Origin of the sequence: Pseudomonas sp. 31-12 (assembly GCF_003151075.1) — a bacterium.
Lineage (GTDB): Bacteria > Pseudomonadota > Gammaproteobacteria > Pseudomonadales > Pseudomonadaceae > Aquipseudomonas.
The window spans coordinates 5,665,049-5,685,390 of sequence record NZ_CP029482.1 but is presented as its reverse complement, the minus strand read 5'-3'; the positions used below and the strand labels follow the sequence as shown (position 1 = coordinate 5,685,390).

19 protein-coding genes are annotated in these 20,342 nt (G+C 59.7%); 15 read left to right on the top strand and 4 right to left on the bottom strand.

The window, feature by feature from the left end; translation table 11 throughout:
* The 15 genes from hscB (at nucleotide 1) to DJ564_RS26680 (ending at nucleotide 14,622) form a co-directional block, all read left to right on the top strand.
* Nucleotides 1-522, top strand: a complete 522-nt coding sequence (hscB, locus tag DJ564_RS26755) for a co-chaperone HscB (RefSeq protein ID WP_010457866.1) — start codon at nucleotides 1-3, stop codon at nucleotides 520-522.
* Nucleotides 523-573: 51 nt separating this feature from the next.
* Nucleotides 574-2,436, top strand: a complete 1,863-nt coding sequence (gene hscA, locus DJ564_RS26750) for a Fe-S protein assembly chaperone HscA (RefSeq protein WP_109634614.1) — start codon at nucleotides 574-576, stop codon at nucleotides 2,434-2,436.
* A 2-nt stretch (nucleotides 2,437-2,438) separates the two neighbouring features.
* Nucleotides 2,439-2,780: an ISC system 2Fe-2S type ferredoxin gene (fdx, locus tag DJ564_RS26745; RefSeq protein ID WP_109634612.1), complete on the top strand. Its 342-nt coding sequence runs from the start codon at nucleotides 2,439-2,441 to the stop codon at nucleotides 2,778-2,780.
* Nucleotides 2,781-2,794: 14 nt separating this feature from the next.
* Entirely contained in the window at nucleotides 2,795-2,995 is a 201-nt protein-coding gene (iscX, locus tag DJ564_RS26740; RefSeq protein ID WP_017340315.1) for a Fe-S cluster assembly protein IscX, read from the top strand.
* 92 nt (nucleotides 2,996-3,087) lie between these two features.
* Nucleotides 3,088-3,513 carry a nucleoside-diphosphate kinase gene (gene ndk, locus DJ564_RS26735; RefSeq protein WP_007916882.1) on the top strand — a complete coding sequence of 142 codons (426 nt, stop codon included), beginning with the start codon at nucleotides 3,088-3,090 and terminating at the stop codon, nucleotides 3,511-3,513.
* A gap of 28 nt (nucleotides 3,514-3,541) precedes the next feature.
* Nucleotides 3,542-4,684: a 23S rRNA (adenine(2503)-C(2))-methyltransferase RlmN gene (rlmN, locus tag DJ564_RS26730; protein WP_007948172.1), complete on the top strand. Its 1,143-nt coding sequence runs from the start codon at nucleotides 3,542-3,544 to the stop codon at nucleotides 4,682-4,684.
* 17 nt (nucleotides 4,685-4,701) lie between these two features.
* Nucleotides 4,702-5,460, top strand: a complete 759-nt coding sequence (gene pilW / locus DJ564_RS26725; protein ID WP_109634611.1) for a type IV pilus biogenesis/stability protein PilW — start codon at nucleotides 4,702-4,704, stop codon at nucleotides 5,458-5,460.
* On the top strand, nucleotides 5,460-6,506 hold the full coding sequence (locus DJ564_RS26720) for a RodZ family helix-turn-helix domain-containing protein (protein WP_109634609.1): 1,047 nt from the start codon (nucleotides 5,460-5,462) through the stop codon (nucleotides 6,504-6,506). The genes pilW and DJ564_RS26720 overlap by 1 nt, the downstream gene beginning before the upstream one ends.
* Nucleotides 6,507-6,509: 3 nt before the next feature.
* A complete protein-coding gene (ispG, locus tag DJ564_RS26715; RefSeq protein WP_010457850.1) occupies nucleotides 6,510-7,619 on the top strand; it encodes a flavodoxin-dependent (E)-4-hydroxy-3-methylbut-2-enyl-diphosphate synthase in 1,110 nt (369 codons plus the stop codon).
* 37 nt (nucleotides 7,620-7,656) lie between these two features.
* Nucleotides 7,657-8,946, top strand: coding sequence for a histidine--tRNA ligase (hisS, locus tag DJ564_RS26710; protein ID WP_109634607.1), 1,290 nt, complete (start codon nucleotides 7,657-7,659; stop codon nucleotides 8,944-8,946).
* A 42-nt stretch (nucleotides 8,947-8,988) separates the two neighbouring features.
* The gene (locus tag DJ564_RS26705; protein WP_109634605.1) at nucleotides 8,989-9,630 is read left to right on the top strand and encodes a tetratricopeptide repeat protein; all 642 of its coding nucleotides are present in this window, start codon (nucleotides 8,989-8,991) and stop codon (nucleotides 9,628-9,630) included.
* Complete coding sequence (gene bamB / locus DJ564_RS26700) at nucleotides 9,623-10,774, top strand: outer membrane protein assembly factor BamB (protein WP_109634604.1); 1,152 nt, start codon at nucleotides 9,623-9,625, stop codon at nucleotides 10,772-10,774. The genes DJ564_RS26705 and bamB overlap by 8 nt, the downstream gene beginning before the upstream one ends.
* A 140-nt stretch (nucleotides 10,775-10,914) precedes the next feature.
* Complete coding sequence (der, locus tag DJ564_RS26695; RefSeq protein WP_109634602.1) at nucleotides 10,915-12,384, top strand: ribosome biogenesis GTPase Der; 1,470 nt, start codon at nucleotides 10,915-10,917, stop codon at nucleotides 12,382-12,384.
* Between the two features lie 310 nt (nucleotides 12,385-12,694).
* Nucleotides 12,695-13,843: a pyridoxal phosphate-dependent aminotransferase gene (locus DJ564_RS26685; RefSeq protein ID WP_109634601.1), complete on the top strand. Its 1,149-nt coding sequence runs from the start codon at nucleotides 12,695-12,697 to the stop codon at nucleotides 13,841-13,843.
* The gene (locus DJ564_RS26680; RefSeq protein WP_109634599.1) at nucleotides 13,831-14,622 is read left to right on the top strand and encodes an amidohydrolase; all 792 of its coding nucleotides are present in this window, start codon (nucleotides 13,831-13,833) and stop codon (nucleotides 14,620-14,622) included. The genes DJ564_RS26685 and DJ564_RS26680 overlap by 13 nt, the downstream gene beginning before the upstream one ends.
* A 205-nt stretch (nucleotides 14,623-14,827) precedes the next feature.
* Here the strand turns inward: DJ564_RS26680 and leuA are convergent, their stop codons facing one another.
* From leuA to DJ564_RS26655, 4 genes are all read right to left on the bottom strand, one after another.
* Nucleotides 14,828-16,507 carry a 2-isopropylmalate synthase gene (gene leuA / locus DJ564_RS26675; RefSeq protein ID WP_109634598.1) on the bottom strand — a complete coding sequence of 560 codons (1,680 nt, stop codon included), beginning with the start codon at nucleotides 16,505-16,507 and terminating at the stop codon, nucleotides 14,828-14,830.
* A 503-nt stretch (nucleotides 16,508-17,010) separates the two neighbouring features.
* A complete protein-coding gene (locus DJ564_RS26665; RefSeq protein WP_109634596.1) occupies nucleotides 17,011-17,832 on the bottom strand; it encodes a M23 family metallopeptidase in 822 nt (273 codons plus the stop codon).
* Nucleotides 17,833-17,835: 3 nt separating this feature from the next.
* Entirely contained in the window at nucleotides 17,836-19,215 is a 1,380-nt protein-coding gene (gene xseA, locus DJ564_RS26660) for an exodeoxyribonuclease VII large subunit (RefSeq protein ID WP_109634594.1), read from the bottom strand.
* 87 nt (nucleotides 19,216-19,302) lie between these two features.
* Nucleotides 19,303-20,253, bottom strand: a complete 951-nt coding sequence (locus tag DJ564_RS26655; protein ID WP_109634592.1) for a LysR family transcriptional regulator — start codon at nucleotides 20,251-20,253, stop codon at nucleotides 19,303-19,305.
* Nucleotides 20,254-20,342 lie beyond the last annotated feature (89 nt).

Below are 20,342 nucleotides of genomic sequence, written 5' to 3'. Positions count from 1 at the left end.
GTGGGTACTCCTTGTCATTTCGCTTTATTTGAACTGCAGCCGAGCTTCCGTCTGGATCTCGATCAGTTGGCCACGCGCTATCGTGAGTTGGCGCGCGGTGTTCATCCGGACCGCTTTGCAGACGCTTCGGAGCGCGAGCAACGGCTGGCGCTAGAGCAATCCGCGAGCCTCAACGAGGCCTATCAGACGCTCAAAAGTCCCCCGAAACGCGCGCGATACCTGCTCGCTTTGAATGGGGGCGAGCTGCCGCTGGAGGTCACGGTGCATGATCCGGAGTTCCTTCTGCAGCAGATGGAATTGCGTGAAGAGCTCGAAGACCTGCAAGACAGCGCCGACCTGGCGGGTGTTGCAGTGTTCAAGCGTCGCCTGAAGACCGCTCAGGATGAACTGAACGAAAGCTTCGCAGCCTGTTGGGATGATGCAGCGCAACGTGAGCAGGCCGAACGCCTGATGCGACGCATGCAGTTCCTCGACAAGCTCACCTACGAAGTGCGCCAGCTAGAAGAGCGCCTCGACGATTAACCCAGTGCCGCTCCGGTCGCACGCCTGATATACAGATAAGTCCTGATAACGATGGCCCTACTGCAGATCGCCGAACCCGGCCAAAGTCCTCAACCGCACCAGCGTCGTCTGGCTGTGGGGATCGACTTGGGCACTACCAATTCGCTGGTCGCTGCATTGCGCAGTGGTCTTTCCGAGCCTCTGGCCGACGCTGACGGGCAGGTCATTCTGCCGTCCGCCGTGCGCTACCACGCCGATCGCGTCGAAGTCGGCGAGACCGCCAAGCTGGCGGCCGCGACCGATCCTTTGAACACTGTGCTGTCGGTCAAGCGCTTGATGGGTCGTGGTCTGTCCGACGTCAAGCAATTGGGCGACCAACTGCCGTACCGCTTTGTCGGTGGCGAGTCGCACATGCCGTTCATCGACACGATTCAGGGCCCGAAAAGCCCGGTCGAAGTCTCTGCCGATATCCTGAAAGTGCTGCGTCAACGCGCTGAAGAGGCGTTGGGCGGTGAACTGGTGGGGGCGGTTATCACCGTTCCGGCCTATTTCGACGATGCTCAGCGTCAAGCTACCAAGGATGCGGCCAAGCTGGCCGGTCTGAACGTCCTGCGCTTGCTCAATGAGCCGACCGCTGCCGCTGTGGCTTACGGTCTGGATCAACACGCCGAAGGCCTGGTCGCGATTTACGACCTGGGCGGCGGTACCTTCGATATTTCGATCCTGCGCCTGACCGGCGGTGTGTTTGAAGTGCTCGCTACCGGTGGCGACAGCGCCCTGGGCGGCGATGACTTTGACCACGCGATCGCTGGCTGGATCATTGAGAGCGCCGGTTTGTCCGCCGACCTTGATCCGGGTGCGCAACGCCATCTGCTGCAATCCGCTTGCGCAGCCAAAGAAGCCCTGACCAACGCCTCATCCGTTGAAGTCGCTTACGGTGACTGGAAAGCGCAACTGACTCGCGAAGCTTTTGATGCGCTGATCGAGCCAATGGTTGCCCGCAGCCTTAAAGCTTGCCGCCGCGCGGTGCGTGATTCCGGCATCGAGCTGGATGAAGTGCACGCCGTGGTGATGGTTGGTGGCTCGACGCGCGTACCTCGCGTTCGCGAAGCCGTCGCTGAAGCTTTCGGTCGCCAGCCGCTGACTGAAATCGATCCGGATCAAGTGGTGGCCATCGGTGCTGCGATCCAGGCCGATACATTGGCTGGTAACAAGCGCGATGGCGGCGAATTGCTCTTGCTCGACGTCATTCCGTTGTCCCTGGGGCTGGAAACCATGGGCGGGCTGATGGAGAAGGTGATTCCACGCAACACCACCATCCCCGTCGCCCGCGCCCAGGACTTCACCACATACAAAGATGGCCAGTCGGCCATGGCGATTCACGTGTTGCAGGGCGAGCGTGAGCTGATCAGCGACTGCCGCTCCCTGGCGCGCTTCGAATTGCGCGGTATCCCGGCAATGGTCGCCGGTGCCGCAAAAATCCGCGTGACGTTCCAGGTCGATGCCGACGGTCTGCTCAGTGTTTCGGCCCGCGAGTTGGGTTCGGGCGTCGAGGCGAGCATTCAGGTCAAGCCTTCCTACGGCCTGACCGACGGCGAAATCGCCAAGATGCTCAAGGAATCGTTCCAGCACGCCAACGACGACAAGGTTGCCCGTGTACTGCGCGAGCAGCAGGTCGATGCGCAGCGCCTGATCGAAGCGGTGCAGGCCGCCATCGATGTCGACGGTGAGCGCTTGCTCGACGCCGAAGAGCGCATGGTCATCGAGCTGCAGATGCAGGAACTGACCGAACTGATGAAAGGCACCGATGGTTTCGCCATCGAGCAGCAGACCAAGCGTCTGTCGCAAGTGACCGATGCCTTTGCTGCCCGCCGCCTGGATTCGACGGTGAAAGCCGCGCTGGCGGGTCGCAACCTGAATGAGATTGAGGAATAACGATGCCGCAGGTCATTTTTCTGCCACACGAGAAGTTTTGCCCGGACGGCATGGTTGTGGAGGCTGAACCCGGCATCTCCATCCTCGAACTGGCGCATGAGCACCATATCGAGATGGAAAGCGCTTGCGGTGGCGTCTGTGCCTGCACCACTTGTCATTGCCTGATCCGTGAGGGCTTTGACTCGCTGGAAGAGGCTGATGAACTGGAAGAAGACTATCTTGATAAGGCCTGGGGGCTGGAAGCTCAGTCGCGCCTGGCCTGTCAGGCAAAAGTCGGGACTGAAGACCTGACCGTTGAAATTCCGAAATACTCGCTCAACCATGCCGCCGAAGCGCCGCACTGATTCAAGGAAGTGACATGAGTCTGAAATGGGTTGATGTGCTGGAAATCGCGATCCAACTGGCTGAATCCAAGCCGGAAGTGGACCCGCGTTACGTGAACTTCGTCGATCTGCACAAATGGGTGCTGGCATTGCCGGAGTTCAGTGATGATCCGACCCGCGGTGGCGAGAAGGTGCTTGAAGCCATTCAGGCCGCCTGGATCGAAGAAGCAGACTGAGTCTGCGCCGTACGCAGTTAGGCAATACCAAAGAACCCGCGTATAATTCGCGGGTTTAATTTTTCGCAAATTACCGTTTCTGGAGTTACACCATGGCTGTTCAACGTACTTTCTCCATCATCAAGCCTGACGCTGTTGCAAAAAACGTCATCGGCGAGATCACCACTCGTTTCGAAAAAGCAGGCCTGCGCGTTGTAGCTTCGAAACTGAAGCAACTGTCCAAAGCCGAAGCTGAAGGCTTCTACGCTGAGCACAGCGCTCGTGGTTTCTTCGGCGACTTGGTTGCTTTCATGATCTCCGGTCCGGTTGTCGTTCAGGTTCTGGAAGGCGAAAACGCTATCGCTCTGAACCGTGAGCTGATGGGCGCTACCAACCCTAAAGAAGCTGCTGCCGGCACCATCCGCGCTGACTTCGCTGATTCCATCGACGCCAACGCCGTTCACGGTTCGGACTCCGAAGCCGCTGCTGCTCGCGAAATCTCGTACTTCTTCGCAGCTACTGAAGTAACCACTCGCTAAGCATTGGCTTATGAGTGAAGGTGAATCCATGACTACATCGACTGTAAAAACTAACCTGCTGGGTCTGACCCAACAGGAAATGGAAAAATTCTTCGACTCAATCGGGGAGAAGCGTTTCCGTGCCGGTCAGGTAATGAAATGGATTCACCACCTTGGCGTCGATGATTTCGACGCCATGACGAACGTCAGCAAGGCCTTGCGCGACAAGCTCAAGGCTATTGCCGAAGTTCGTGGTCCTGAAGTCGTCAGCGAGGACATTTCCACCGACGGCACCCGTAAGTGGGTGGTGCGCGTGGCGTCCGGCAGCTGCGTCGAGACCGTCTACATTCCCCAGGGCAAGCGCGGCACTCTGTGCGTTTCGTCCCAGGCAGGCTGTGCCCTGGATTGCAGTTTCTGCTCCACCGGCAAGCAAGGTTTCAACAGCAACCTCACCGCCGCCGAAGTCATCGGCCAGGTGTGGATTGCCAATAAATCGTTCGGCAGCATCCCGGCGACCGCCGACCGTGCCATCACCAACGTGGTGATGATGGGCATGGGTGAGCCGCTGCTGAACTTCGACAACGTCGTGGCCGCCATGCATCTGATGATGGATGACCTGGGCTACGGGATCTCCAAGCGCCGCGTGACCCTGTCCACTTCGGGCGTGGTGCCGATGATCGATGAGCTGTCCAAGCACATCGACGTCTCCCTGGCGTTGTCGCTGCATGCACCAAACGACGCATTGCGTAACCAATTGGTGCCGATCAACAAGAAATATCCGCTTAAGATGCTGCTCGAGTCGTGCCAGCGCTACATGTCGTCCCTGGGCGAAAAGCGCGTGCTGACCATCGAGTACACCTTGTTGAAAGATATCAATGACAAGGTCGAGCATGCCGTCGAGATGATCGAGCTGCTCAAGAACATCCCGTGCAAGATCAACCTGATTCCGTTCAACCCGTTCCCGCATTCCGGATACGAGCGCCCGAGCAACAATGCGATTCGCCGGTTCCAGGATCAGCTTCACCATGCAGGCTTCAATGTCACCGTACGCACCACCCGCGGTGAGGACATCGATGCCGCGTGTGGCCAATTGGTAGGGCAGGTGCTGGATCGCACCCGTCGCAGCGAACGTTATATCGCCGTGCGCGAATTGAGCGCCGAAAACGATATGGCGCAAAACGCCGCGAAATAAATCAAGAGAGGATCTCTATGTCCCTGCGCTTCGCGCTGCTTTTGCTGTTGGCCAGCCTGTGTGCTGGCTGCGTCCTGTCGGGCGATTTCAACCCGATGAAAACCAGCAAGGGTCGCGATGAAGCGCGTAATGCCTACGTGCAACTGGGCTTGGGATACTTTCAGCAAGGCATGACCGAGCGGGCGAAAGTGCCATTGAAGAAAGCCCTGGATCTGGATGACTCCGATCCGGATGCCAATGCGGCGCTTGGATTGGTGTTCCAGGCGGAAATGGAACCTGAGCTGGCAGACCAGCACTTTCGCAAGGCGCTGTCTTCCCGTCCCGACGATGCTCGAATCCTGAACAACTACGGCAGCTTTCTTTTCGAAGAAAAACGTTACAAAGAGGCTTACGAGCGCTTTGAACAGGCCGCCGCCGATACCCTGTATCCTGAGCGTTCGCGGGTATTCGAGAACCTGGGCATGACCGCTTCAAAGCTGGGTCAGCGTGATCTGGCGCAGCAGCAACTGGAAAAAGCCCTGCGTTTGAACCGCCAACAACCGCGTGCATTGCTGGAAATGGCTGAGTTGTCCTTCGAAGACAGGCATTATGTGCCCGCGCGTGACTACTACGATCGTTTTAGCCTGCTCACCGAGCAAAATGCACGTAGTCTATTGCTCGGCGTTCGGCTGGCAAAAGTGTTTGAAGATCGCGACAAGGCCGCCAGTTTTGGCCTGCAACTAAAACGACTCTATCCCGGTACGCCGGAATATCAGCAATACCTGTCGGAGCAATGATGAAAGCGGCGCATCCCGAAGTTGTAGCAGCGAATCGCGTTAACCCCGGTGAGACTTTACGCCAGGCCCGCGAAAGCAATGGCTGGTCGCTGGCCGAAGTGGCCCTCAAGCTCAACCTCACCGTTAATTCCTTGAGCAATCTGGAAGCCGGCGCATTCGACAAGCTGCCAGGGCACACCTTTGCTCGCGGTTATATTCGCGCGTACGCCAAGTTGCTGGGCATGGACCAGACCGTTCTGGTGCAGCAGTTCGACCAATCCACCGGCACCGACTCCCAGGGCAGCAGCGTCCACAGCCTGGGCCGTATCGAAGAACCGGTTCGGGTTTCACACACTATTTTGCGCATTGTCAGCCTGCTGTTGCTGATTGCAGTGATTGGTGGTGGTTTTGTCTGGTGGCAGGATCAAACCTCCCAGCGCACCAAAGACCTGATCAGCCCGAGTCCGGAGCATGTCGAAGTCGAAGGCGCTGATGGGACCACCCAGATCCATCCGCTGGACGAGCCGGAAGACCAGGCCGTCGCGGAAGGTCAGGCTGACGGCGCCACCGCGCTCGCGTTGCCGCAAGCCGAGAATTCCACTGAAGCACCGGCCGAGGCTGAAGCCACCGCGCCTGCTGCCGCCCCGCCTGCTGCCGCCCCGCCTGCACCTGCTGCCCCAGCGCCTGCTGCACCGGCACACAGCACTGCGCCCGTTGTCGCGACTCCAGTTGCGCCAGCACCGACTGCGCCTGTTGTGTCGACCCCGCCTGCAAGCGCATCGGTCACTCCGACCATTCCCGCTCCAGCTGCTGCTCCGGTGGCCGGCCAAGGCCAGGTTCAATTGCAGTTCACCGCCGATTGCTGGACCCAAGTGACTGATGGCACTGGCAAGGTGCTGTTGAGCGGTCTCAAGCGTAAAGGCGAAAACGTTTCCGTCAGCGGCAAGCCGCCCTTTGCCGTACGTCTGGGCTTTGCCCGTGGCGCGCAGGTCAGCTACAACGGGCAGGCGGTCGATGTCGCTCCGTTCACCAGTGGCGAGACTGCTCGCCTGAAGTTGGGTCAATAAGTCATGCACGGCGAATCTCCAATCAAACGTCGCGAATCGCGCAAGATCTGGGTCGGTAACGTGCCCGTTGGCGGCGATGCGCCCATCGCTGTTCAGAGCATGACCAACAGCGATACCAATGACGTGGCCGCCACCGTGGCCCAGATCAATCGTCTGGAAGCCGCTGGCGTCGATATCGTGCGCATTTCCGTGCCGGACATGGACGCCGCCGAAGCCTTCGGCAAGATCAAGCAATTGGTCAAAGTGCCCTTGGTGGCCGACATCCACTTCGACTACAAAATCGCGCTGCGCGTCGCCGAATTGGGCGTTGACTGCCTGCGAATCAACCCGGGCAACATCGGTCGCGAAGACCGCGTGCGTGCAGTGGTCGATGCCGCCCGTGATCGCGGGATTCCGATCCGCATCGGCGTCAACGCCGGTTCCCTGGAAAAAGACCTGCAAAAGAAATACGGCGAGCCGACCCCGGCCGCGCTGGTCGAGTCGGCCCTGCGTCACGTCGAGCACCTCGAACGCCTGAATTTCCAGGACTTCAAGGTCAGCGTGAAGGCCTCCGACGTGTTCATGGCCGTCGCCGCCTACCGCCTGCTGGCCAAGGAAATTGTCCAGCCGCTGCACCTGGGCATCACCGAAGCCGGTGGTTTGCGCTCAGGCACAGTGAAATCCGCCGTGGGCCTCGGTATGCTGCTCGCCGAAGGGATTGGCGATACTATTCGCATCTCGTTGGCGGCCGACCCGGTCGAGGAAGTGAAAGTCGGCTACGACATTCTCAAATCCCTGCACCTGCGTTCCCGTGGCATCAACTTCATCGCCTGCCCGAGCTGCTCGCGGCAGAATTTCGATGTGGTCAAGACCATGAACGAACTGGAAGGGCGCCTCGAAGATCTGCTGGTGCCGCTGGATGTCGCGGTCATCGGTTGCGTGGTCAACGGGCCCGGCGAAGCCAAGGAAGCCCATATCGGCTTGACCGGTGGCACGCCAAACCTGATTTACATCGACGGCAAGCCGTCGCAGAAACTGACGAATGACAATCTGGTGGATGAGCTTGAACGCTTGATCCGCCAGAAAGCGGCCGAAAAGGTCGAAGCCGACGCGGCAGTTATCGCCCGCGGCTGAGCCCGACTGAAGAGCCGAACGAATTTAAGGATTTATAGTGAGCAAGTCTCTGCAAGCCATACGTGGCATGAACGACATCCTGCCCGAACAGACGCCCCTGTGGCGTCATTTCGAGGGCACCGTCTCGCGTCTGCTGGATAACTACGGTTACAAGCAGATCCGCATGCCGATCGTCGAGTTCACCGAGCTGTTCAAACGCTCCATCGGTGAAGTGACCGATATCGTCGAAAAAGAGATGTACACCTTCGACGACCGCAACGGCGATTCCCTGACCCTGCGCCCTGAAGGCACGGCGGCTTGCGTGCGTGCGGTGCTCGAGCACGGCATCACCGGCGGTGGCCAGGTGCAGAAACTCTGGTACATCGGCCCGATGTTCCGCCACGAACGTCCGCAGAAAGGCCGCTATCGCCAGTTTCACCAGATCGGAGTAGAGGTGTTCAACCTCGACGGTCCGGACATCGACGCCGAGCTGATCATCCTGACCTGGCGCCTGTGGGGCGAGTTGGGCATCCGTGATGCGGTCAAGCTCGAGCTCAACAGTCTGGGCACCAGCGAATCCCGTGGTCGTTATCGCGAAGCGCTGGTCGAGTTCCTGTCCGCTCACCTGGACAAGCTGGACGAAGACAGCCAACGCCGTCTGAAGACCAACCCATTGCGCGTGCTTGATACCAAGAACGCCGACACTCAAGCCGTCCTGGTCGATGCGCCGAAAATGGCTGATTACCTGGACGAAGAATCCCGCGTGCACTTCGAGGGCCTGAAGGCTCGCCTGGACGCCGCCGGCATTCCTTACGTGATCAACCCGAAGCTGGTTCGCGGGCTGGATTACTACAGCAAGACCGTTTTCGAATGGGTCACCGACAAGTTGGGCGCTCAGGGCACCGTGTGTGCCGGTGGTCGTTACGACGGTCTGGTGGAGCAGATGGGCGGCAAGCCGACCCCCGGCGTTGGTTTCGCCATGGGTATCGAGCGCCTGGTGCTGTTGCTTGAAACCCTGGAGCAGATCCCGCAAGAGATCTCCCGTCAGGTCGACGTCTACCTCTGCGCCTTTGGTGAAGCCGCCGAGCTGGCCGGTCTGGCCCTGAGTGAACGTGTTCGTGATCAATTGCCCAACCTGCGCCTGCAAGTCAATGCCGGCGCCGGCAGCTTCAAAAGCCAGTTCAAGAAGGCCGACAAGAGCGGTGCGCTGTATGCGCTGATCCTCGGTGACGACGAAATGGCCCAGCAAGTGGTAGGTTTCAAACCCCTGCGTGGCCAGGGCGAACAACAAAGCATTGCCTGGGATGCGCTTGCTGCACACCTGGCCACCTGCGTCGTGCAGGGTTGAAGCTGTCATAAACAGCCGATTTAGCGATTAAGGAGTATTGGGGTGTCGAGTACCGAAGACGAAAACCTGGCGGATTTAAAGGACTGGTGGACACGCAACGGCAAGCCCCTGGTCACTGGCGGCCTGTTGGCGCTGGTCATCGTGTTCGGCTGGCAGGCCTTTCAGAAGTATCAGAGCAATCAGTCGCAAGGCGCCTCGATTCTCTATCAGCAATTGCTCGAAACCACGCTGACGCCTGACGGCAAGCCTGATGCCGCCCGCGTTTCGGACCTGGCCGGCAAGCTCAACAGCGAGTTCGGCGGTAGCGCCTATGCGCAGTACGGCAGCCTGTTCGTGGCGAAAGTCGCGGTCGACAGCGGCAAGCTGGACGACGCGGCCACCGAGCTGAAAGCCATCGTTGCCAAACCGGCCAACCCGGCGCTGGGCGAAATCGCCCGTCAGCGTCTGGCGCAGGTGCTGGCCGCGCAGAACAAGGTCGATGAAGCCCTGAAGCTGCTCGAAGGCGATGCCGACAAGGCGTTCCTGGCCACTCGTGAAGAACTCAAGGGCGACCTGCTGGTGCAGCTGGGTCGTACTGACGAAGCAAACGCGGCGTATCAAAAAGCCAAGGCGGCACTGTCGGATGAAGCGGCGGTCGGTGGCCTACAAATCAAGCTGGACGACCTGGCCAAAGGGGATGCGTGACGTGATCCGTTGGAAACATGCAGCATTGCTGGCTCTGGCCATTTTGGCCGCGGGTTGCAGCAGCAACAGCAAAAAAGAATTGCCACCGGCCGAGTTGACCGACTTCAAGGAAGAAGTGGTTCTGCAAAAGCAGTGGAGTCGTTCGATCGGTGACGGTCAGGGCGAAACCTACAACATGCTGGTTCCGGCGATCGAAGGCGATACCATTTATGCCGCCGACGTCACTGGCGTGGTGATGGCGCTGGATCGCAGCAACGGCGACGTCAAATGGAAGAAGGACCTTGAACTGCCTGTTTCCGGCGCCGTTGGCGTGGGTTACGGTCTGGTCATGTTCGGTACCATCAAGGGCGAAATCGTTGCCCTGGATGCGATCAACGGTGAAGAGAAATGGCGCGCTCGCGTGTCCAGCGAAGTCCTCGCACCGCCGGCCAACAACGGTGACGTTGTGGTGGTTCAGACTCAGGACGACCGTCTGATCGGTCTGGATGCCGCTACCGGCAACCAGCGCTGGTTGTATGACAGCACCCCTGCGGTCCTGACCTTGCGCGGCACCAGCGCACCGATCGTTACCAACCGCCTCGCGGTGGCTGGCCTGTCGACCGGTAAAGTGGTCGCTCTCGATATTTCCAACGGCGTGCCGGTGTGGGAACAACGGGTCGCGATTCCACAAGGCCGTTCGGAACTGGAACGTGTGGTTGATATCGACGGCGGCTTGCTGCTGTCCGGCGGTACGCTGTATGTCGCCAGCTACCAGGGTCGCGTTGCGGCACTGGATCTGGAAAGCGGTCGTCAGCTCTGGCAGCGTGATGCTTCCAGCTATGCCGGCGTCGCCCAAGGTTTTGGCAGCGTATACGTGAGCCTGTCTTCGGGCACCGTTGAAGGCGTCGACGAACGTTCCACCACAGCCTTGTGGAGCAACGATTCGCTGGCCCGTCGTCAACTGTCGGCTCCGGAAGTGTTTTCCAGCTATGTTGCAGTCGGTGATATGGAAGGCTACCTGCACCTGCTGAGCCAGGTGGACGGTCGTTTCGTCGGCCGCGAGCGCATCGACAGCGACGGCCTGCGTGCCCGTCCGCTGGTGGTGGGTGACACGATTTATGTATATGGCAACAGCGGCAAACTGGAAGCCCTGACCATTAAGTAAAGATTTGACTATGCTTGGGGTTTAACCCCCAGGCGGCCTTGTTCTGCAAGGCTTGCGGCGCCTTCAAGCGCTGCCCCGAGCACCAGCCGCTGCCTCGCAGCGGCTTTTGTATTTTCTGAAATAACGAAGTGGAGAGCCGCATGGTTCCCGTAATCGCCCTGGTGGGCCGACCGAACGTCGGCAAGTCCACCTTGTTCAACCGCCTGACCAGGACTCGCGACGCCATCGTCGGCGACTTGTCCGGTCTGACCCGTGATCGCCAATACGGTGAGGCCAAGTGGCAAGGGCGTTCCTACATTCTGGTCGACACCGGCGGTATCTCCGGTGACGAGCACGGTATGGACGAAAAAATGGCCGAGCAGTCGCTGCTGGCCATTGAAGAAGCGGATGTCGTTCTGTTCCTGGTAGATGCCAAGGCCGGTTTCACCGCCGCCGACCAGATGATCGCCGAGCATTTGCGCAAACGTAACAAGCGTTCCTACGTGGTTGCCAACAAGGTCGACAACATCGACCCTGAAATGGCCCGCGCCGAATTCGCCCCGTTGGGCATGGGCCACGCGATTCCGATCGCCGGTGCACATGGTCGTGGCATCACCCAGATGCTGGAAATCGCCCTCAGCGACTTCCCGAAAGATGATGACGAGCTGGAAGAAGGCGAGGAAGAGATCGTTGCCGAAGGCGAGGAAGCCAAGCGCATTCCTGGCCCAAGCGAAAAAGACGGGATCAAGATCGCGATCATCGGCCGCCCGAACGTCGGCAAGTCGACCCTGGTCAATCGCATGCTCGGTGAAGACCGGGTCATCGTCTATGACGAACCCGGCACCACCCGCGACAGTATCTACATCCCGTTCGAGCGTAATGACGAGAAGTACACGCTGATCGACACCGCCGGTGTGCGCAAGCGCGGCAAGATCCACGAAGAAGTCGAAAAATTCTCCGTGGTCAAAACCCTGCAGGCGATCAAAGACGCCAACGTGGTGATCTTTGTGATGGACGCCCGCGAAGGCGTGGTCGATCACGATCTCAACCTGCTGGGCTTCGCCATTGAGTCGGGTCGTGCGCTGGTCATCGCGATCAACAAGTGGGACGGCATGACGCCGAGCGAGCGCGACTTCGTGAAGGTCGAGCTGCAACGTCGACTGTTCTTCGTTGACTACGCCGACATCCACTTCATCTCGGCCCTGCACGGCACGGGCGTGGGCAACCTCTACGCCTCCGTACAGAACTCGTTCAAGTCTGCGGTCACCCGCTGGCCAACCAACCGCCTGACCACGATCCTGGAAGATGCGGTCAGTGAGCACGCGCCGCCGATGGTCAACAACCGCCGGATCAAGCTGCGTTATGCCCACTTGGGTGGTGCGAACCCGCCGATCATCGTGATCCACGGTAACCAGATCGAGAAGGTGCCGAAGTCGTACGTCCGTTATCTGGAAAACACTTACCGTCGTGTCTTGAAGCTGGTCGGTACGCCGATTCGCATCGAGTTCAAGGGCGGCGAGAACCCATATGAAGGTAACAAGACCTCGCTCACCGACCGTCAGGTCAACAAGAAACGCCGCATGATGTCGCACCACAAAAAGGCCGACAAAAAGCGCCGCGACAAGCGTTGATTCACTACTGCCTGCACATTGGTGCGGGCATCTTGTGGTCAGCGAGCTTGATGTGGCGAGGGAGCTTGCTCCCGCTCGGTTGCGCAGCAGCCGCAACGCAGCCCACGCGGTTTAGCTGAACGAACGCGGTTGCAGGTAATGGGACCGCTTCGCGGTCCAGCGGGAGCAAGCTCCCTCGCCACAGGTTCTGTGGTGAATGCATAAGAAGAAGGGCGCCCACCAGGCGCCCTTTTTTTATGGGCGCCGGATGGGCTATCCTCGGGCTCTCCCGCGCCGCCGTTAGAGCCGGGTGTAGAGCAGGGAATCACCGATGATCACCAGTAAGCTGCCGAATGTCGGCATCACTATCTTCACTCAGATGTCTCAGCTCGCGGCGCAAACCGGGGCGATCAACCTGTCCCAGGGTTTTCCCGATTTCGATGCACCGCAAGCCCTGTGCGATGCGGTCGGCCGGCACATCGCCAACGGCCACAACCAATATTCACCGATGACCGGCCTGCCGGGGCTGCGCCAGCAGATTTCGGCGAAGATTGCTCGCAGCTACGGCGTCAACGTGGATGCCGACCATGAAGTGACGGTCACACCCGGCGCCACTCAAGCGATCTTCTGCGCGATTCAGGCGGTTATCCACAGCGGCGATGAAGTGATCGTGTTCGACCCGTGCTACGACAGTTACGAGCCGTCGGTTGAGCTGGCCGGTGGTCGTTGCGTGCATGTGCAGTTGGGCCTGAACGATTTTGCCATCGACTTTGAAAAGCTCGCCGAAGCGATCACCCCGCGTACGCGGATGATCGTTCTCAACTCGCCACATAACCCCAGTGGCGCACTGATCAGCCGTGCCGAGCTGGACCAGTTGGCAGCGTTGATTCGGGATCGCGACATCTACATCGTCAGTGACGAAGTCTACGAACACCTGGTCTTCGACGGCGTGCCTCACGTCAGCGTGCTGAATCACGAAGAGCTGTATCAGCGCGCCTTCGTGGTCAGTTCTTTCGGCAAGACCTATCACGTCACCGGGTGGAAAACCGGCTACGTGGTCGCACCGCCGGCGCTCACCGCCGAGCTGCGCAAGGTGCATCAGTACGTCAGTTTCTGCGGCGTGACCCCGCTGCAATACGCCTTGGCCGACTTCATGGCCGAACATCCCGAACACATTGAAGAACTGCCGGGTTTCTACCAGGCCAAGCGCGATCTGTTCTGCGATCTGCTGGCACCGTCGCGTTTCAGCTTCAAACGGGTGACCGGCACCTATTTCCAGCTGGTCGATTACTCGCAGATTCGCCCGGACCTCAATGATGTCGAGATGGCGCTGTGGATGACCCGTGAACATGGCGTGGCGAGCATCCCGATTTCAGTGTTCTACCAGACACCACCTGAAGGCCAGCGCCTGGTGCGCTTGTGCTTCGCCAAACGCGAGGAGACGTTGCGTGAAGCAGCGGCAAAACTATGCGTGATCTGAGTGCACTGCCCAATCTGAACGTCGCGCTGATCCAGACCACCCTGGCCTGGCACGACCGTCAGGCCAACCTCGAGCATTTCGAGCAATTGCTTGAGCAGGCTCGCGGGGCGGATCTGATTATCCTGCCGGAGATGTTCACCACCGGTTTTTCCATGGAATCGGAAACCCTCGCCGAAGCAGAAAACGGTCCGACCAGCAAATGGCTGCGCGTCCAGGCGGCGAAACTCGACGCGGTGATAACCGGCAGCGTGATCGTCCAGGCCGCCGATGGCAGCCATCGCAATCGTCTGCTGTGGGCACGGCCGGACGGGGAAGTCTGGCATTACGACAAGCGTCATCTGTTCCGCATGGCCGGCGAGCACAACCACTACACGCCGGGCGAGCGCCAGGTGCAATTCGAGCTCAAGGGCTGGCGCGTACGACCGTTGATTTGCTACGACTTGCGTTTCCCGGTGTGGAGCCGCGATGCACAGGACACCGATCTGTTGCTGTACACCGCCAACTGGCCCGGCGCACGTCGCCAGCACTGGAACCGTTTGCTGCCGGCGCGGGCGATTGAAAACCTGTGCTACGTGGCGGCGGTGAATCGCATTGGTACCGATGGCAAAGGCTTTGCCTACACTGGTGATAGCCAGGTGCTGGATTTCCAGGGTGAGACATTGCTCAGTGCGGGCGAAGCCGATGGTGTGTTCCAGGTCGTGCTGAATGCGGCGGATCTGCAAGCCTATCGCACACGGTTTCCGGCGAATCTGGATGCCGATACATTCGAGTTCACCTGAGATCTCGGCAGCCTGATAGGGCCCCATCGCGGGCAAGCCCGCTCCCACAAGGATGGGTGGTGTACATAAAAATCATGTTCACCCCGATCACTGTGGGAGCGGGCTTGCCCGCGAAGAGGCCATGACAGCCACTGCATAATTTTCAGGCAAACAAAAAGGCCCCCAGGTTTTCACCTAGGGGCCTTTTGTATTTCAGCGAACGCTTTTACGCGGCTTTCGCTTCCGGCTGGCTCAGGGAGCGGTTCAGCGCGCTGAACAGGGCCTTGAAGCTCGCGGTGGTGATGTTTTCATCGATGCCGACGCCATGCACCGCACGTTCACCGTTCACACGCAGTTCAATGTAGGCCGCGGCCTTGGCATTGGTGCCCGCGCCGATTGCGTGTTCGTTGTAGTCCATGATTTCCACGGGAATTGGCAGGCCGGCCACCAGGGCTTCCAGCGCGCCGTTGCCCTTGCCACGCCAGTGCAGGTTGGTTTCGCCCTGGCCTTTGCCCGAGACTTCCACTTCCACGGCGCTGTGACCGTTCTCTTCCTGCAGGCGATGGCTGACCAGCGCATACGGGGTGTTGGCCTGCAAATACTCGCTGTGCAGCAAGGCGTGGATCTGTTGTGCCGTCATCTCCAGACCGAGGCGATCGGTTTCACGCTGCACGACCTGGCTGAACTCGATCTGCATGCGGCGCGGCAAGCTGATGCCGTATTCCTGCTCCAGCAGGTAGGCGATACCGCCCTTGCCCGACTGGCTGTTGACGCGGATGACCGCCTCGTAGCTGCGGCCGATGTCGGCCGGGTCGATCGGCAAGTACGGCACTTCCCACAGGGTGTCCGGTTTCTGCTGGGCGAAGCCCTTGCGAATGGCGTCCTGGTGCGAGCCGGAGAACGCGGTGTGAACCAGATCGCCGACGTACGGGTGACGTGGGTGCACCTGGATCTGGTTGCATTCTTCGACGACTTTGCGCACGCCGTCGATGTCCGAGAAGTCGAGCTCAGGATGAATGCCCTGGGTGTAGAGGTTCAGCGCCACGGTCACGAGGTCGACGTTACCGGTACGTTCGCCGTTGCCGAACAGGCAGCCTTCGACACGGTCCGCACCGGCCATCAGGCCCAGTTCGGTGGCCGCAACGCCAGTGCCACGGTCATTGTGCGTGTGCAGGCTGATGATCACGCTGTCACGACGGTTGATGTGACGGCCGAACCATTCGATCTGGTCGGCATAGATGTTCGGAGTCGCGCATTCGACAGTGGCTGGCAGGTTGAGGATCACCTTGTGCTCAGGCGTCGGGTTCCAGACTTCGATCACCGCGTCGCAGACTTCCTTGGCGAATTCCAGTTCGGTCGCGCTGAAGGTTTCCGGCGAGTATTCGAACGTCCACTGGGTGTTCGGCTGCTGGGCGGCGTATTTGACGAACAGCTTGGCCGCGTTCACGGCGATGGCCTTGACCCCTTCCTTGTCCTGGTTGAAGACAATGCGGCGGAAGGACGGGGAGGTCGCGTTGTACAAGTGAACGATGGCTTTCTTCGCCCCGCGCAGGGATTCGAAAGTGCGCTCGATCAAGTCTTCACGGCCCTGGGTCAGCACCTGAATGGTGGTGTCGTCCGGGATGTGGTTGCCTTCGATCAAGGTACGGACGAAGTCGAAGTCGGTTTGCGACGCGGCCGGGAACGACGCTTCGATTTCTTTCACACCGACCTGCACCAGGGTTTTCCAGAAACGCAGCTTCTTCACCGCGTCCATTGGCTCGATCAGCGACTGGTTGCCGTCACGAAGGTCGGAGCTGCACCAGATCGGCGCTGCGGTGATGGTCTTCGATGGCCAGGTGCGGTCCGGGATATCGATGGTCGGGAACGCGCGGTATTTCGAAGACGGGTCTTTGAGCATGCTCATCGGGAAATCCTTATTGTGTGGGCCGAAAAAAGGCGGCCTGCCGGTGGATCAATTGTTCTTGGGGAAAAGCGTAGGGCGAGGCACCGCGATTCAGCCCGGCAGTCGTGCGCTGACGAGGCACAGGCTGCGGTGCTGGCGAAGCTGAATGAGGGTGTGAGAGGTTTTCATGCCTTCAACCCTAACCTCGGGGGTGGAGGATGGCAAGCAGTCGAAAAAAATTGAGAGGAATACCCGAAAAAGCGATTTTGTCGCGATTTTATTGCTTTGAATGGGAATGATCGTTTTTATGTTTGCGCGAGGCTTGAGGGATGCGCAATTGAAGAAGTCGAGCTGTGTCGATGCAAAGACCCAAGTTGTCGGGAGATGCTTCGGCGATTTTGAGGCCGTCTTCGCGGGCAAGCCACGCTCCCACAGTGGACGGGTGTGGATCACACATTCGTAATCCAACTCGGAACCTGTGGGAGCGGGCTTGCCCGCGAAGAGGCCAGTAGACTCACAGATGACTAAGGCTGAAACGCGCCAATGAAAATCGCCGGATCCACCCGCGCATCATTCAGGCTGACATTCCAGTGCATATGCGGCCCGGTCGCCCGCCCGGTGGCGCCGACTTTCCCGACCACGCCACCGCGAGCCAATTGCTGGCCCACCTTCACATCAATCTTCGACATATGGCAGAACATGCTGATAAAGCCCTGCCCATGGTCGACAAACACCGTGTTGCCATTGAAGAAGTAGTTGCCGATCAGGATCACCTTGCCCGCCGCCGGGGTCTTGATGGGTGTGCCGGCACCCACGGCGAAATCCAGGCCCGAATGCGGATTGCGCTCTTCACCATTAAAGAAGCGGCGCACACCGAACTTGCTCGACAGCGGGCCGTTGACCGGTTTGTCCAGCAGCAGGTTGCTCGGGGTGTTCGGACTGAACGTGCGGTAGGCGGCGATTTGCTCGGCCAGCTCGCGCTCGATGCGCTTAAGGTTCTCCGGGTTCGGATTGACCTGCTGCGTATTCTTCAAGGTGATGCGCTGTTCCGGGTATTTCTTGTTGCCGACGGTGAAACCTAGATTACGGCCGCCGCTGCTGATCGACTGCGCGCCCGGCTTGACGGTCAACGGCACGCCGACAATCGCCAGCCAGTTGTTCTGTTCCTTGACCACCAGCACCGGTTTGCCCTGATAACTGGCTTTCGGTGCCTGGGCAGAAGCGCCCAGATCCACCACGGCCACGCCACCCGGCACCGGTTTGTTCAACAGGCGGGTGATGTAACTGTCGGCGTGGGCATTGAAGGTCAGGCACAGCAACAACAGCGGAGCTAGAAAACGCGACATGGATCAATCCAGTAAAGAAAGGGTGACAGGCGTCAGGTGATTGTCTTCAACCCGGACTTGCAGCTCGCCGTCGCCGAGTTTGGCTTTCAGGCGCTGACCGGTGTGGGTTTGCTCGGCACTGCGGATCGCGTTGCCGCGTTCATCCAGCAGAATGCTGTAGCCACGAGCGAGGGTGGCCAGCGGGCTGACCACCTGCAACGTCTGCACCTGACTTTGCAATTGCAGGCGACGAGCCTTGAGCCCTTCGCGCATGGCGCGCGGCAGGCGTTCGGCGAAGCTGTCGAGGCGCTGACGAAGCATCGCCAGTTGCCGTCCCGGGTGTTGCCCGGCGAGGCGGGTTTCCAGGCGAATCAGCCGTTCGCGACGGGTATTCAAACTGCGTTCAAAGGCGCGGCGCATGCGCATGTCCAGGTCGTCCAGACGTTGCGCTTGTTGGCGCAGACGTTCGCCAGGATGACGCAGACGGCGGGACATGCCTTCCAGGCGCAGCCGATCGCGCATCAGGCGGTCGCGGATGCGCATCACCAGGCGCCGATGCAGGCTTTCGACCCGGCGCACCAGGTCGCTGGAATCCGGTGCAAGCAATTCGGCGGCGGCGGACGGCGTCGGGGCGCGAACGTCGGCCACGAAGTCACTGATCGAGACGTCGGTTTCATGGCCGACGGCGCTGACAATCGGTGTTACGCAGGCATCCACGGCGCGGGCGACGGCTTCTTCGTTGAAACACCAGAGGTCTTCCAGCGAGCCGCCGCCGCGGGCGAGGATCAGCGCATCGAACCCACGAGCGTCCGCCAGTTTCAGCGCGCGGACGATCTGTGCGGTCGCTTCGCGGCCCTGCACGGCGGTCGGGATCAGCGTCAGCTGAACCTGCGGCGCGCGGCGGCGAAAGACGCTGATGATGTCGCGAATCACTGCGCCAGTCGGCGAGCTGATAATACCGATGCGCTGCGGATGCGCCGGCAACGGCACTTTGCGCTCGGCGCTGAACAGGCCTTCGGCGCTGAGTTTTTCTTTCAATGCATCGAAAGCCAGACGCAGCGCGCCGTCACCGGCCGGCTCGACGGTGTCGAGGATCAGCTGATAGTCGCCACGCCCCTCGAACAGCGAAACCTTGCCGCGCACCTTGACCGCCAGGCCGTCCTTCAGCGCCTGACGGACCCGTGCCGCGTTCTGCCGAAACAGCGCGCAACGCACTTGGGCGCCGCTGTCTTTCAAGGTGAAATACACGTGCCCGGACGCCGGCCGAGCGAGGTTGGAGATTTCGCCTTCGACCCAGATGTTGCTGAACACGTCTTCAAGCAACACCCGCGCGCGGCCGTTGAGCTGGCTGACAGTCAGGACTTCACGGTCCAGGCCGAGTCTTGCAAAGGGATCTTTAATCATGGGGCGCAGTTTAAAGGCATTCGGCAAACAAACTCCACGATCCAACAAAAATCCCCTTGTGGGAGCGGGCTTGCTCGCGAATGCGGATTAACATTCAGCATGTATGTCGACTGACACGCCGTCTTCGCGAGCAAGCCCGCTCCCACAGGGATTTGTGCAGGTATTGATGAAGTGTTGAACCAGCGCGGTGGGATTTTGCTTGCAGGCGAGGGCGACGGTGCTGTGGCAATCCGGATCGGCCAGGGGTAGGAAGTGGATGTCGGGCGGTGCAATGTCCTGCATCGATTCCGGCAGCAGGGCGATGCCGAAACCGGCCTGAATCAATTGCAGTTGCGTGGTTTTGCGCGACACCACCCGCGCCGCTTTCGGGAAGAATCCCTGGCGCATGCACAACTCGGCGGACAGATAGCTCAATCCGCCACGTTGCGGATGAGGAATGGAGATAAAGGCCTCATCCTTCAATTGCGCCAAGTCGATGGCTTGCGCGGACTTATCCACAGCCAGTCTGTGATTGGGCGGCACGGCCAGCAGCAAGCGCTCGTTATATAGAGGAACAATCTGCACGCCTTCACGTTGGCGCAATACCGGCAGGCGCAGCAGTCCGACATCCAGCCGATTGTCGGCCAGCGCTTCGAGTTGCGCTTCGGAAGACAGTTTGACGATCTCCATGGACACGCCGACGTGCCGGTCCAGATAGTCGCTGATGCCTCGCAGTAAACGGCCACTCATGGGCACGGTGCTGGAATGGCTGAGGCGCAAGGTGCCGAGCTCTCCACTGCCGACCTGGGTGGCCATCTCACTGGCTTTAGTCAGTTCATTCAGCAGGTTTCTGGCTCGGGGCAAGAAGGCTTCACCGGCCGCCGTCAGTCGGGGCTGGCGTGCAGTACGTTGGAACAAAGGCGTTTGCAGTCGGGTTTCCATGTCCTTTATTTGCCGGCTCAGGGCCGACTGGGCAATGAACAGCCGTTCGGCTGCGGCACTGAAACTCCCGCAATCGGCGATTTCCACGAAGTAACGCAATTGGCGGGTTGAAAGCACAAGGCATGCCTTTTTGAGATGGGTGAGTGGCGTTGAAGATATTAGTCGCAAGCCTCGGCGCTGGCTAAAGTCATCACAGTTATTCAAGG

Coding starts and splice junctions, on each gene's coding strand:
- rlmN (WP_007948172.1), top strand. CDS start 3,542: ATGACTACATCGACTGTAAAAACTAACCTGCTGGGTCTGACCCAACAG.
- DJ564_RS26680 (WP_109634599.1), top strand. CDS start 13,831: ATGCGTGATCTGAGTGCACTGCCCAATCTGAACGTCGCGCTGATCCAG.
- ndk (WP_007916882.1), top strand. CDS start 3,088: ATGGCTGTTCAACGTACTTTCTCCATCATCAAGCCTGACGCTGTTGCA.
- DJ564_RS26720 (WP_109634609.1), top strand. CDS start 5,460: ATGAAAGCGGCGCATCCCGAAGTTGTAGCAGCGAATCGCGTTAACCCC.
- pilW (WP_109634611.1), top strand. CDS start 4,702: ATGTCCCTGCGCTTCGCGCTGCTTTTGCTGTTGGCCAGCCTGTGTGCT.
- der (WP_109634602.1), top strand. CDS start 10,915: ATGGTTCCCGTAATCGCCCTGGTGGGCCGACCGAACGTCGGCAAGTCC.
- iscX (WP_017340315.1), top strand. CDS start 2,795: ATGAGTCTGAAATGGGTTGATGTGCTGGAAATCGCGATCCAACTGGCT.
- DJ564_RS26665 (WP_109634596.1), bottom strand. CDS start 17,832: ATGTCGCGTTTTCTAGCTCCGCTGTTGTTGCTGTGCCTGACCTTCAAT.
- xseA (WP_109634594.1), bottom strand. CDS start 19,215: ATGATTAAAGATCCCTTTGCAAGACTCGGCCTGGACCGTGAAGTCCTG.
- leuA (WP_109634598.1), bottom strand. CDS start 16,507: ATGAGCATGCTCAAAGACCCGTCTTCGAAATACCGCGCGTTCCCGACC.
- bamB (WP_109634604.1), top strand. CDS start 9,623: ATGCGTGACGTGATCCGTTGGAAACATGCAGCATTGCTGGCTCTGGCC.
- hscA (WP_109634614.1), top strand. CDS start 574: ATGGCCCTACTGCAGATCGCCGAACCCGGCCAAAGTCCTCAACCGCAC.
- fdx (WP_109634612.1), top strand. CDS start 2,439: ATGCCGCAGGTCATTTTTCTGCCACACGAGAAGTTTTGCCCGGACGGC.
- DJ564_RS26685 (WP_109634601.1), top strand. CDS start 12,695: ATGATCACCAGTAAGCTGCCGAATGTCGGCATCACTATCTTCACTCAG.
- ispG (WP_010457850.1), top strand. CDS start 6,510: ATGCACGGCGAATCTCCAATCAAACGTCGCGAATCGCGCAAGATCTGG.